The 13,465-nt window shown below is 38.2% G+C and carries 12 protein-coding genes; 3 read left to right on the top strand and 9 right to left on the bottom strand.

All coding sequences use genetic code 11. The features are described from left to right. Nucleotides 1-7: 7 nt before the first annotated feature. Nucleotides 8-856 carry a DegV family protein gene (locus tag LC090_RS03555; RefSeq protein WP_226655362.1) on the bottom strand — a complete coding sequence of 283 codons (849 nt, stop codon included), beginning with the start codon at nucleotides 854-856 and terminating at the stop codon, nucleotides 8-10. A gap of 302 nt (nucleotides 857-1,158) precedes the next feature. Between LC090_RS03555 and LC090_RS03550 the strand changes: the two genes are divergently transcribed. Continuing rightward, nucleotides 1,159-2,085 (top strand): peptidoglycan-binding protein, encoded by a 927-nt coding sequence (locus LC090_RS03550; protein ID WP_226655360.1) that lies wholly within the window; start codon nucleotides 1,159-1,161, stop codon nucleotides 2,083-2,085. 97 nt (nucleotides 2,086-2,182) lie between these two features. Here LC090_RS03550 and LC090_RS03545 read toward each other — a convergent pair whose 3' ends face one another. Together LC090_RS03545 and LC090_RS03540 are read right to left on the bottom strand one after the other, a co-directional pair. Next, complete coding sequence (locus LC090_RS03545; RefSeq protein ID WP_159785070.1) at nucleotides 2,183-2,887, bottom strand: response regulator; 705 nt, start codon at nucleotides 2,885-2,887, stop codon at nucleotides 2,183-2,185. 3 nt (nucleotides 2,888-2,890) lie between these two features. After that, nucleotides 2,891-4,042 (bottom strand): sensor histidine kinase, encoded by a 1,152-nt coding sequence (locus LC090_RS03540; protein WP_226655358.1) that lies wholly within the window; start codon nucleotides 4,040-4,042, stop codon nucleotides 2,891-2,893. Between the two features lie 269 nt (nucleotides 4,043-4,311). Between LC090_RS03540 and LC090_RS03535 the strand changes: the two genes are divergently transcribed. Continuing rightward, nucleotides 4,312-4,944, top strand: coding sequence for a YigZ family protein (locus LC090_RS03535; protein WP_226655356.1), 633 nt, complete (start codon nucleotides 4,312-4,314; stop codon nucleotides 4,942-4,944). A 201-nt stretch (nucleotides 4,945-5,145) separates the two neighbouring features. Next, the gene (locus tag LC090_RS03530; protein WP_226655352.1) at nucleotides 5,146-6,225 is read left to right on the top strand and encodes a glycosyltransferase family 4 protein; all 1,080 of its coding nucleotides are present in this window, start codon (nucleotides 5,146-5,148) and stop codon (nucleotides 6,223-6,225) included. A gap of 39 nt (nucleotides 6,226-6,264) precedes the next feature. On the opposite strand, the gene LC090_RS03525 is transcribed toward LC090_RS03530, so the two are convergent. The 6 genes from LC090_RS03525 to LC090_RS03500 form a co-directional block, all read right to left on the bottom strand. Continuing rightward, complete coding sequence (locus LC090_RS03525; protein ID WP_226655350.1) at nucleotides 6,265-7,233, bottom strand: LCP family protein; 969 nt, start codon at nucleotides 7,231-7,233, stop codon at nucleotides 6,265-6,267. Nucleotides 7,234-7,273: 40 nt separating this feature from the next. Next, a complete protein-coding gene (locus LC090_RS03520; RefSeq protein ID WP_226655348.1) occupies nucleotides 7,274-8,392 on the bottom strand; it encodes a glycosyltransferase family 4 protein in 1,119 nt (372 codons plus the stop codon). Next, nucleotides 8,389-9,615 carry a glycosyltransferase family 4 protein gene (locus tag LC090_RS03515; protein ID WP_226655346.1) on the bottom strand — a complete coding sequence of 409 codons (1,227 nt, stop codon included), beginning with the start codon at nucleotides 9,613-9,615 and terminating at the stop codon, nucleotides 8,389-8,391. The genes LC090_RS03520 and LC090_RS03515 overlap by 4 nt, the downstream gene beginning before the upstream one ends. A 198-nt stretch (nucleotides 9,616-9,813) precedes the next feature. Next, a complete protein-coding gene (locus tag LC090_RS03510; protein ID WP_226655343.1) occupies nucleotides 9,814-10,878 on the bottom strand; it encodes a glycosyltransferase family 4 protein in 1,065 nt (354 codons plus the stop codon). After that, nucleotides 10,875-12,563 carry a class I SAM-dependent methyltransferase gene (locus tag LC090_RS03505; protein WP_226655341.1) on the bottom strand — a complete coding sequence of 563 codons (1,689 nt, stop codon included), beginning with the start codon at nucleotides 12,561-12,563 and terminating at the stop codon, nucleotides 10,875-10,877. Before LC090_RS03505 ends, LC090_RS03510 begins: the two co-directional genes overlap by 4 nt. Before the next feature lie 198 nt (nucleotides 12,564-12,761). Next, nucleotides 12,762-13,460 (bottom strand): glycosyltransferase, encoded by a 699-nt coding sequence (locus LC090_RS03500; protein ID WP_226655338.1) that lies wholly within the window; start codon nucleotides 13,458-13,460, stop codon nucleotides 12,762-12,764. Nucleotides 13,461-13,465: the final 5 nt, after the last annotated feature.

The following is a 13,465-nucleotide window of genomic DNA, read 5'->3' as shown; positions in this document are numbered from 1 at the left end:
TTTAGTATCATACACGGTACCAGCCAAGACCAAGCGCACCTTCTCCAAGGTGAGTTGCAATGACAGGACCGAAGTAACTCAATATGATGCTGACATTCGCATATTTTTCTTCTAGCTCTGCTTTAAGATTTACTGCTTCTTCCTTGTTTGTTGAATAAATAAGCGTTGCTTTTATAATATCGCCACCGCTTGCGGCATCATCAAAAAGCGTCATGATTTTGTTGAGCGCTTTTTTTCGCGTTCTAATTTTTTCATAAGGTACGATACGTTTGTCTTCAAAAGTCAGTACGGGCTTTATTTGGAGAAGGTTTCCTACCACAAGCTGTGCCGCATTTAACCGTCCACCACGATGCAAATGACTAAGATCGTCTACAAGAAAATAAGCGTTCGTCCCCTGGTTCTTAATCTTTTGAAGTCGATCTAAGATTTCTTTGCTTCTAAAGCCGTCCTGTGCCATGCGCGCCGCTTCCAACACGTAAAAACCTTGCATCATACAGCTGATCTCAGAATCAAAAACAAAAACATCTGCGCCTTCAATCATATCACCTGCAGAATAGGCAGACTGATAAGTTCCGCTAATTCCACTGGATAATGTAATCGTAATGATTTCATCGTGCGTACGGGCTAATTTTTCATACGTTTCAACAAAACTTCCGATGGAGGGCTGAGATGTTTTTGGTAAAACATCTTCCTTTTTCACTTTTTCAAAAAAATCGTCAGCCTGGATTTCTTTTTCTTCTAAATAAGATTCGTTACCAAAGATCACGCTAAGTGGAATCATTGTTACTTCATACTCGTTTAACATTGATTTTGGTATATACGCGGTACTATCTGTTACAATAGCAACTGTTTTCATCTAAACGCCTCTTTTCAATCTATTAAGTACATCATTCAAGTTACCCTCACATGTTTATGATAGAGTATTTTTCCCATTGTGCCAATAAAAGCTTATAGTATTTTTCACATAATTTGTCAACCATTATCCCCCATATTTTTTAATGAAAATGTCGTAAAATGAATGTTTTAGTAAATTAGACAGGTATTCTGTTACATGATTGTAATGTTATGTTCATCATCCTGTTATCTCAATCATGTAAACTAGCAATCGTGATAGAGAAAATAAAAGGTTTAAACTTATAAATCAGGGGGAATTACATTATGTTTAAGAAAGTCGTGATCACTACTACACTCGCAGGTACTCTTTTACTAGCACCAAATGTAAGTGAAGCAGCATTAGGCGACCGTACCCTATACAATGGCATGAGCAACTCTGACGTAACTGAACTACAAAACGTACTTGACGATAAAGGTTATTTTGACTACCATACAGCAACTGGATATTTCGGAAACATTACTGAAGATGGCGTTCGTGACTTCCAACGTAGCGCAGGAATTAGCGTTGATGGCGTTGTTGGACCACAAACAGTAAGCGCATTAAAAGGAGCAACAGCTTCTAAATCAAGTAGTTCTTCTAATACATATAGCGGAACACTTCGTTATGGTGACCGCGGATCAAGTGTAACAAGCCTACAAAGCCAACTTAAATCAAAAGGCTACTACAACTATTCAGTAGATGGTATCTACGGATCCATTACACAACAAGCTGTTCGCAATTTCCAAAGTGCTAATGGTCTTAGCGTAGATGGAATTGCTGGCTCAAATACATTTGCAGCTCTTAATGGTTCTTCTGTTACATCATCTTCGTCTTCACAAGTAAAGAGTGCATCAACATCTAACTCTTCTGTTGTATCAATCGCGAAGCAATACATGGGTGTACCATATGTTTGGGCAGGAACGTCTCCATCAGGATTCGACTGCAGTGGCTTTTTACAATACGTGTATAATAAAGCTGGCATTTCAATCCCACGTACTGTAGCTAGCATCTGGGACGCAACAGATAAAGTTTCATCTCCTTCTGTTGGAGATCTTGTTTTCTTTGAAACTTACAAATCTGGCCCATCTCACGCAGGTATTTACATCGGTAACGGTCAGTTCATTCACTCTTCTTCTTCTTACGGAGTAACAATTAGTGACATGGATAACTCTTACTGGGCACCACGTTACCTTGGAGCAAAACGCGCATAATGATCAAGAAAAAGGATCTCCAACTTGGAGATCCTTTTTTGATTTACTATTTCCCTTCCAGCAACGGAAAACTCCCCCCAAAGAAAAAAGGCGCGCCTCAGCGCACCTTTACCCAGCCTTTTTTAATTGCTTCCACAACGGCTTGTGTTCGGTCATTTACGTTCATTTTTTGCAAAATATTCGACACGTGGTTTTTTACTGTTTTCTCACTAATATAAAGATCTTCCCCGATCGAGCGATTGCTTTTTCCATCTGTGAGGAGTTGGAGCACTTCACATTCGCGTCGTGTTAGGATATGAAGCGGTTTTCGATACTCCACTTCTTTATACCCAATTTGAGTAGATGGTCTTTTGCCTTCTGTCGCAAGGCGACGATATTCATTCACTAAATTATGCGTTACCTTCGGATGAATGTACGCTCCTCCAGACGCAACAACCTTAACGGCTTCAACAAGAGAGTTGGCATCCATTTCTTTCAATAAATAACCAGCTGCTCCGGTCTTTACAGCATGCGTCACGTACGTTTCGTCATCATGAATGGAAAGAATGATCACCTTTGTTTCAGGAACTTGTTCAATCAATTGTCTTGTCGCTTCCACACCATTTACATGCGGCATATTAATATCCATTAAAACAACATCGGGCTTGTTTTCTTCAACAAGACGAAGTGCCTCGTCTCCGTCATCACCTTCTGCAATGACTTCAAAGTCATCTTCCATATCCAAAATACGCTTAACACCTTCGCGGAACAAGCGATGGTCATCTATAATAATAATTTTAGTTTTGGTCTTTGCTGCATACATCTCTTACACGCCCTCCTGTTCATGTATCGGGATTCTTATCAGTATATATGTACCCTTGTTGGGCTTTGATTGAACCTGAATCGACCCATTTAATAATCCGACACGTTCTTTCATTCCAATTAAACCAAATGATTGGTCTTTACGTACGTTCACATCAAAACCGATTCCATTATCTTGAATGGTTACCACAATCTTATCACCATCAAGTTTCAGGTCAACACTTATTTCGGTTGCTTCAGCATGCTTGAGGGCATTTTGTACGGCTTCTTGAACAAGTCGAAAGATGGCTGCCTCAAGACGAACGTGAAGCCTCTGAATCCCTTCATAATAATCAAAGAAAATCGTTGCCTCTGATCGATCATCCACTTTATTTAAATACTTTAACAATGTAGGCACTAAACCAAGATCATCAAGCGCCATCGGACGAAGATCATATATGAGACGCCTTACCTCTTTTAAGGCATCTTCAATTAAAGATCTCATATCCTTAATCTCTTTAAATGCTTCATCTTTTCCTTTTTTCTCGTAGATTCTTTCAATTAACTGTGATCGTAATAAAACATTGGCGAGTACCTGGGCAGGCCCATCATGAATTTCTCTAGATAGTCGCTTTCTTTCTTCCTCTTGCGCTTCAATAATTTTAAGTCCATATTCTTGCTTTCGCCTAGCGTCCTCAATGACTTCACCGTACTGCCTTAATTCACCATTAAGATAACTAAGAACGGTTGAAATTTGGCTCATAAATGATTCCGCTTTATCCGAAGTGTTTTGTAGAGAAGAAATCCGTTGTTCAAGATCCGAAATCTGATCTTTTAACCGTGTTTCCTTTTCCATGCTAACAGAAAGCTTAATTTGAGCGTCTGACGCCTTCTCATAGGCATTACGAATTTCTGGTTCTTTATAGTCCTGAAAGTTTTTACTAATCTTTACAAGTTCGGCACGGGCTACACGATCCATTTGCAATCTTTCCTGCCGGAGACGATGAACGTTGTTGAGTTCTTCTTTTAATAATTGAAGGTGATTATTGACCTTTTGACACTCGTCATGAGAAAGCTCTCCAATTTCGAACAATTTCGATTTACTACTATTAATACTCTCCATTGTTCTGTCGAGAATGACATCTAATGAATTTGGATCAAGCTTTTGAAAATCCAAGCTTACCCCTCCATTCCTTCAAGGGACGGACGTTAAGAAAAGATAGTCCAAAAGTACTTCTTTTACAAAATTCGTATGTGACCGTCTGTTTATGACTTGAGGATCTATATTTGATGGATTAATTTAAGAAACTTATAATAAGAAGGACGTTAACGTCCTTCATTATTTCCTAACTTAAATACGAGTGTTCCATTATGTACTATTCGATGATCAGAAACAAATCCCTTTCATTCATTAGAATGTTGAAAGAATATCTGGAGGTTATCCGCATGCTTACTTCATATTATACCGTTAAAAACGAAGGAGAAAACGAAATCGTCTTACAAAAATCCCGATTTATTGCTCACGTCAAACGAACCCCAACAGAAGAGGAAGCTCAAGAATTTATTCAAGCCATCAAAAAAAGACACGCTAGTGCCACACACAATTGCTCCGCTTACTTAATAGGAGAGCAGAACTTGATTCAAAAAGCGAACGACGATGGAGAACCATCGGGCACGGCCGGCGTTCCAATGCTTGAAGTTCTAAAAAAACGAAATCTAAAAGATACAACAGTAGTCGTTACCCGTTACTTTGGTGGCATTAAACTAGGTGCAGGCGGTTTAATTCGTGCCTATGGGCAATCTGTTTCAGAGGGACTGAATGCAACTGGAATTGTCGAGCGTAAATTGATGACTAAAATAACCACTCAAATTGATTATTCCTTACTAGGTAAAGTCGAAAACGAAATCCGTTCTTCGAATTACTTATTAGATGAGATTGAGTATTTGGAGAATGTCCAAGTTCGAACTCTTGTTGACAGCAATACAGAAGAAAATTTTATTGATTGGATGACCAATATTGTAAATGGTCAAGCCAATATAACAGTTGGAGAACAAGTGTATAAAGAGTATGATGTGTAAAATGGTTACTTATTAATCCAAAAGGGTATTGGTAATTATAGATCCTCCTATCATTCAACATGAAAGTCCCTTATTCGGGAAAGATAAAAGCAATAGGATAACTTCTGTAAAAGCATGATAAGAAACCTCTTGCAATACACACCTATTTTGATATGATATGAAAGGAATGAATTACTATTCCTCAGTTAGAGGGGGATTTTATTGTATTCGTTAACAGAGTATTTGATCGCTTTTTTGATATCTATAAGTGTGGCTGTCCTTGCTACACCCGTCGTGAAATTCTTATCATTGAAATTTAAAATAGCTGATAAACCAAATCAACGTAAAGTTCATAAAGGACTAATGCCGTCTGCCGGCGGACTTGCCATTTTTGCTGGAACCGTTGCAGGATTCCTATATTTAAGTCCTTACTCACCTTATATGACCGAAATTGTCGTTGCTGGAACTCTCATTATCGTTTTAGGCGTGTTTGATGATCGTTTTGCAGTATCGCCTAAAGTAAAGTTAGTTGGACAAATTATAGCTGCGATTATTGTCGCGTCATCTGGACTACAAGTAGAATTCATATCACTGCCTTTTGTTGGACGAATTGAATTTGGGTTTCTTAGCTTCTTTATCACCGTTTTGTGGATCGTCGGCGTTACCAATTCCATTAACTTGATTGACGGACTTGATGGGCTTGCTGCTGGAGTTTCGACCATTGCTTTAGGTTCAATCTTAACAATGGCCATCCTAGACCAACAGCTTGTTGTCATTGCACTTGCGGTAATCTTAATTGGTAGTACACTCGGCTTCCTATTTTATAATTTTCATCCAGCAAGCATATTCATGGGAGATACTGGAGCACTCTTTCTTGGGTTCGCCATTTCAGTCATCTCAATGCTTGGATTGTTTAAAAGTGTAACCGTCTTTAGTTTGATTATACCCGTCATTATTTTAGCAGTTCCCATTTTTGATACGTTCTTTGCAATCGTAAGACGTGTTTTGAGAAAGCAAAAGATCTCAACGCCTGATAAGTTTCATATCCACCATTGTTTACTCGCTATAGGATTCTCACATCAATCAACCGTTATTATTATTTACCTTCTCAGCTTTTTCTTTGGCATTACAGCAATTTTATTCTCAGCATCGACTTTGTGGGGTTCCCTTTTCTTACTTTTATTAGTTCTCCTTGTCATTCAGTTTACTGCCGAATTAATTGGGCTAATTGGCAATCAGCGAAAGCCCCTCATTAATACGTTAAAGAAACTGTTGGTATTTACAAGTACAATGAGACGTTAAAAAGCATCCGCCTAATAGCGGATGCTTTTTTGATCTTCATTATTTCGATGAATTTAGAATGTCATTTAATTTCTGGCTTAGGGCAGCCACGCTTTCTTCATCTGGTTTAAAGTAATAGACGTCATTAATTCGTTCATCAGTTCCATCAATCGTTAGGCTTTCGATATCTGATGAACTGACATCAGAATAAGCTTTTTGAAGAGCAAATAACTCAGTTGGCTTTAGATTTGTTTCAATGTTATTGCCAATGTGTTGAGCAATGTCATCAAGCTTAAGCAAACCAGAGGCAGTCGAAACTTCATCCATCGCTGCTTTTATCACCTGTTTCTGACGGTCGCTTCGCCCAAAATCTCCCCTTGGGTCATCCTTACGCATCCGCGCGTAGGCTAGCGCTTCAGTTCCATCTAGGGTCATTGGACCTTCAGTAAAGGTCGCTCTCCCCCCTGGTACGTCTGTATGAGCAACAAAATCAAATGGAACATCAACGGTAATGCCACCAATTTCATCAATAACATCTTTAAATCCTTCAAAGTTTACCTTCACATAATAATCAATTGGTATATTTAAGAAATTCTCAACAGTATTAATGGTCATTTCCGTACCGCCGTAGGCATGCGCATGGGTAATTTTATCATCAATGCCTTTCCCCACAATTTCAACACGTGAATCCCTTGGAATGCTGAGTAAGTTGACCTTCTTCGTATCAGGGTCAACCGTCGCTACCATGAGCGTATCTGTTCGACCATTTTCACCGCCAGTTGAATAATCTTCTATTCCCATTAGTAGGATTGTAATCGGATCTTTTGTAACGGCTACTTCTGCGTCGCGTAGCTCCGATTTTTCGCCTCTAGAAAGGCCTTGATAGGAACCAGAGGCTGCATCATAAGCATTATAGGCAAGATAAGCACCATAGCCAATTAAGACCAGGACAATTAACAGGACAAAAGTTAAAAGTCTGCGAAATAAGCTTTTCTTTCGCCTTCTTCTAATTCTTGATTGTTTTTTCATTCTGTTTCCCCGCTTCTTTCAAGCTTCTCTCTTTTCACCGCTACACGTTTAACAAAGTGCGGTAAAATTTAAGCAGTTTTTTTTCTTCACAAGTCCAGTTATATTTATGTTCGAATGCACGTCTAGCATTTTGGCCAAGTTCTTTAGTCTGTACAGGGTGACTTAAAAGCTGATGGATTTTAGCTGAGATTTCCTCAGGGTCCTCCGGGTTAACGACAAGTCCCCCCTCACTATCTTTAATCACCTTTGCATAGTGTGGGAAGTTTGAAGAGATAATGGCATTGCTTGCAGCCATATACTCAAACAATTTGTTTGGGAGAGCAACAAGGTGGTTTGGGTAGGGTAAATAAGGTAAGATTCCAATAGCTGAACGGTTCACATAAGCTGATATTTGTTCGTAGGGTACCCTACTTATAAAGGTTACATTCTGATTTAATTCTAACCGATCAATCAGCTGATGAACTTCTTCTTTAAAATGATCTGATTCAAAACTACCAAGAAAAAGCAACTTGGCCGCAGGTGTTTTTTCTACCGCCTTAGCAAATCCTTCGATGAGCTGAAGAACGCCTCTTATTTTTGTAATACCACCTAAATAAATGATTTGGTTCTCATCTTTTTCTTTTGATGGCTCTGGAAACATTTCCTTTAATGGATAATTTTCAATTTTGCATCCATTATAATGACGATACCTTAATCCAATTTCTTCAGTTGTATAAATCACGCCACTAATTTTCATAAGAGCTAATTTTTCTATCAAGATATAGCCAAGCTTCATCGGTACTTTTACTAATGAAGGGATATACTCTCTACCCATTATCGTATTTGGATAATGCTCGTGTACATCATAAATCACCGGTTTCTTAAGAAAGAACTCAATCATCACCCCAACAAGCATTAATTCAGGATCATGAAAATGGTAAATATCAGCTTTGGTCTTTTTAGCAAGCTTATAAAGATGTAAAATAGATCGAAGTCGTTCTTTCACTCCTGAAGGGCGTTTAAAAGGAATAAGCGGGATGTCTTCCGATTCAGCCACTTCTGGCTTAGGCGCAATTAATACGACGTTGTATCCCGCTCTTTTTAAACTTTTACATTGTTTATGATAAATACGTCCGTCATAAGGAGAATGAATAGACGTGATAACACACACTTTTTTCATTGTGACCAACCTTTTACGCGATCCTGAGTAGATTCTAATAACCGCGCTAAGTTTCTAGATAATTCTTGTCGATTATATTTTAATAACATTTTGCTTCGAACATCTTTTTCTAATTGCTCCATAATGTCAGGATTAGAAGTAGCCTCTAACACAACATTCGCAAGCGACTCCGCATTTTCTGGTTCAAAAAAGAGACCTGCGTTTAAACTTTTAACAATTTCTTTTGATTCTCCTCCAATTCCTAACAAAATCGGTTTGTTCATAGCAAGACAATCAAACAATTTAGATGGAATTGTAATATCAAAAAGAGGATGATTTTTCAAAATAACAAGGCATAAGTCAGCCGCCGCATAAAAGCCATTCAACTCCTGCTTTGCTCGACTATCTAGGATCATAACGTTATGAAGATCTTGTTCTTTTTTGTACTTTTGTAGCCTGTCTTTTTCAGCACCTTCTCCTATAAGCACAAAAGTAATAGAAGAGACACCTTTCAACTTATAAGCAGCTTCTAACACAGTTTGAAGCCCTTGTGCAATGCCCATGTTGCCTGCATATAAAATAAGAAACTGATCTTCCAGGCCGTATTCCGAACGAATTTTCATTCCTTCTTCAGGTACTAATAATCCCATTTCACTAGGATTTACGCCATTTGTGATAACGTCAATTTTACTTTCTGATATTCCTTTTTCAACGAGGTATCTTTTATACCCATGAGTCACAACAACGATGTGATCAGCCTGTTTAAAAAGAAACCACTCTAATTTCCGAGCCATTGTGAGTAACTTTTTATTATTTATTTGATTTAAAACTTCAGCAAAATCCACCCATAAATCCCGAACTTCAATGACGAATTTGGCACGTTTCAGCTTACTTAATACGTAACCAGATAATCCAACGAAAAGCTGTGGAGTTGTAGCAAAAACAACGTCAGGCTTTTTAGCAAATAACCCGGCTATGATCGAGGTTGTCATAAACGAAACATAATTTAACATCCTTCTTAGCGTACTCTTCTTCGTGTCTTGTACAACATAAGAACGTATGACATTTAATCCTAGATGCTTGCTGGTTTGAAATAGTTTTTTGGAAGAAACATGATTCGGAAAAGCTGTAACTACCGTAACATCACAGCCCTCTTCTACCAAATTCATTGACATATCATAAGCACGTGCCTGAGCAGCGCCTATTTCGGGCGGGAAATGTTGAGACAGATATAAAATCTTCATAATGAATCCTTTCCCTCTTAACAAGAATACGACATAAAAACACTTCTTTCATTATACTTCGTAATGATTCGAAAGAAAAGTTGATTAGGAAAACCATTAGAAGTGTAAACGAAATTTTACACTCCGTTAATAAAACAACTGCTTTCTATCGCAAACTAAAAAATGATGTACTATTGCACATACAAAAAGCCCGGTACATTACCAGACTTTTTGGGCAGTAGACAGCTTCTGAAGTAAATTGAAATATTGCGTAACAACATGGTGAATAGAATAGTCTTTTTGTACTTTCTCCACCCCATTGATGATTTGAATTTTTCGTTCATCCACATCATCAAGGAGACGATCCACAATTGATTCACATGCCTGCAAATCATGAAGTTCATACGTTAGTCGCTGCAATGATCCTAAATAAATTTCAGGAATGGCTCCAACCGTTGGAGCAATAGCTGGACATCCACATGCCATCGCTTCAATCAAACTCATACCAAAGGATTCGCCTTTTGATGTACTAACCGTGCAGCCACCGCTCTCAGCAACCATCGAGTAGAGATCAGGCATTTCATTGTATTCCATGCGATCAATCCATTGAATCCGGAGATCACGCTTATTCGCCTCATGGAAGAGATGTCTTGTTGCTTTAGCTGAAGCCGTTTCTCCTCCAACAATCCAAAATACACAATCATCCCGGCGTTCAGATATTCTTTCAGCAAGCTCTAAAAATCCTTGCCAATTCTTATGATCATTTAGTTTTCCAACCCAACAAATAATTTTTTTGTTTGTAATCGGCTGAACTTCTTTTCGAGAAAATAACGTTGTATCAAGACAATTTGGAATCACAAACGTCCGTTCTTCTGGAGCAGAATAATCCTCTATGATCCGTTCTTTACTGTAGCTTGAGGGAACGATATACCCAAGAAAGCGACGCTGATCCTCTTCTACCAAATAATTTAGTTTATATGAAATCCCGTGTACCTCTTGAATAATGGGTACTTCACAATGAACGTTTATTAAATAATCTGTGATTTCTTTTGTATCGATTGCAATAATTAAATCAAACTCATGTTCTTTCACATAATCATGAATCGAAGCAGGCTCACTCGTCACGGTAATTTTGTCGTAGTTCTCAAATGCTGTCCTCCCACCATGGTCAGAAAGAAAAATAAAATGAGGATCACATACGGATTTAAGAAATCCAAGTCGATTGGCTAATTGAGTCGTTACACCACCTAGTAACAAGTAGCGATATATATATAGGATTTTCATCGTTCTCCTCCCTCCAATGCGTAAATCGCTACCTCTATAAGCTCACTTAAAGACTTTCCTTTATTAAGTGAAATGATCTTTTGGTCCTGCACTGGAGCATTCCAGTTTTCAGTATATAAGATCGGAACTTGAAAGGTGGTCATTGTATGCACGGGTACTAGTAAGCCTTGATTTCGAAGAGGGAGAATCCCAAACGTCCATTTTTTTGCTCTCTTTCTTACGTCATCATCATTTGTATACTCTCTTAGCAATAGTCTTTTTGTATTAATTGGCGCTTCATCGGGAAGATTGTAACCGATCAGTTCAATTGACATCGTCTTATTTTCAATGAGCATTTCTTTAATTGCTCGATAATCTACGGTTTCTGCTCCAAGATCCCCGATATATCCGGCAATTATCCGCTCTCCTTCGAAAGAACTAATCCTACTCTTAGATTGCATCGCCTCCGTTACAAATGAAAGATAGCTCGCGGTTCTCGAAATGAAACTATGAGGATGAAGGCTATTTAACGTAAAACTGTGAACCTCTTGATCTGTGATTTCTTTAGGTAAATAATAAATACTCCACTTCTTCCACTGAAATCGCCCGATCCTTTTTGCCATTTGAAGGTCCTGTAAGCTTATATACAAATCCGGTGCCACAAATAGGTGGGAATGATCCCAAAAGTCTGTGGTGCTAATTTGAATGATATTTTCTCCATTTCTATATAGTGGCGTAATCGAGTGAGTTACGTCTTCATGTACATAAACGACATTTCGTCCTTTATGGCCAAGCACATCCACTAATTGATGAGAGAATACTAAACTATTTTTTCGATAGAAAGGACCTTTCCCAAACACCACTGTGACGTTTCCCATGGCTTGAAAACGACTAAGCTGATTTTCCAAGTCGCATTTCTTTGTATGTAAAGTAATATCTTGAGGATGTTGGAGTAGCTCCTTTTTTTCTTCCGATGAAAGTTCGACTTGCTCGACTAGGGCCACATGCTTTCGTTTTACAAAAGGAAGACTTTTGACCAATTTATTCTTTTCTTGCAACCTTGCTAGTTCTTCCGTTTTTTTCTCTTCAAGCTTTTGATGTACCACCTTAGCGTATTCTTTATTTAATCTTTCATTTACTGCTTCCATCTCATTTAAAACATTCCTTAGCATGTGTTCTGAATCGTCAGGCGTTTTGATAACATTTCGAAGAACGACACTGACATAATGTTCATCAACACGGTGATCAATTCGTTCATTGTTTAAGAAAATCGCTTCCCATTCTTCTTTTAAGTGGAGGGCACGCTTTAATTTTTCCGTAACAATAATTTTCCCATTTGGCTTTATAAGTCTTTGCACTTCATCTTTTTGCACAGAAAGGGTTTCAGCTAATGTATCTTCAATAATAACGGCATCAAAGTAATTCGTCGGAAACGGTATGGCACATGAAAGCTTCACTGCCCAAAATGTGCTTGTACAATTGAAGCTTGGTTGGTCAACCATTCCTCTATCGTCATAGGAAGACATAAGGTTCACCATGTCTAATTGAGTATCTTCATTAATAATGGAAAGAATTCCAGGTGTCTTGCTTATATGGAGAATATGTTTTCCTGAAGCTCTAGACCCACACCACCTTAATCTTGACCGTTGAGGTTCAGGAATGGTGAGGGTTTCACTTTGTAAATGCTCTAACTGATTTTTTAACATGCCACTCTCCTGATTCCACTGCAAAAGCAGCTAATGAATTGGATACCATTTATTAGCATTATAGCTCATTCCATATGTTCAAAAAAGGATTGTGGGGCATTTTTCTAAGATATTCCATGAGTAGGGAAGCTAAAGAAAAAGAATATTTCTCGTAAAAAAAGCCGTCGGAAGACCCGACAGCTTTTCTTTCAGTAAGAATTAACCCCAGAAGTTGCTGAGAATCTGTTTCTTTTCATTCTCATCTTCAATTAATCCGTCGATATAGCGATTTTCAAATGATGTGGACATATTATTCGAGTGAATCACTTGAACATAATTTCTCGGTTCTAATAATTCATGATTAAGATTGTGCACAGAGAGATGGCCTTTAACCGGATGACGTTTTCCATCTAAATACTCGGCCACATTGTATATGAGCGTATAAAAAGGTGGTGATTTGATTTTAGCCGTCGCAACTTTATCCGAATACTCATCATAAAAATAACCATACTGATTGATCAGCGCTTCGGTTCCTTCTGATGGTTGATAATTTTTCAGAAATTCAAAGTACCCTTTATGATACATATCATCTGAATCAATTCGGGCAAAGTAAACTTCATCATACCCCTGTATTTCACGCTCTAACGTTTTGTTATACGCATTTTTAGGGACAAACTTAATATTTTCTGGAAGTGGATCATGCTGTTTCAACGCGTTCATTACATGCTCTTCAGAACGCTGATCATATTGAAGGATAGTTGTAAAATCTTGATTTGTTTGTGCTTTAAGGCTTTTACAGGTGTACTTCATAAAAATCCCCATTCGATGATCGATCCATTCTTTCGTCAAACGGTTATCGTTCACGTCTGTTAACGCCCAATTATTAAATGCAATTGGCACTAAAATCTTTCGTTTCATTTTCA

It is taken from the genome of Guptibacillus hwajinpoensis (assembly GCF_020524165.1).
Taxonomy (GTDB): domain Bacteria; phylum Bacillota; class Bacilli; order Bacillales; family Guptibacillaceae; genus Guptibacillus; species Guptibacillus hwajinpoensis_D.
The sequence above is the reverse complement of the archived record's forward strand: the minus strand, read 5'-3'. Positions and strand labels throughout refer to the sequence as shown.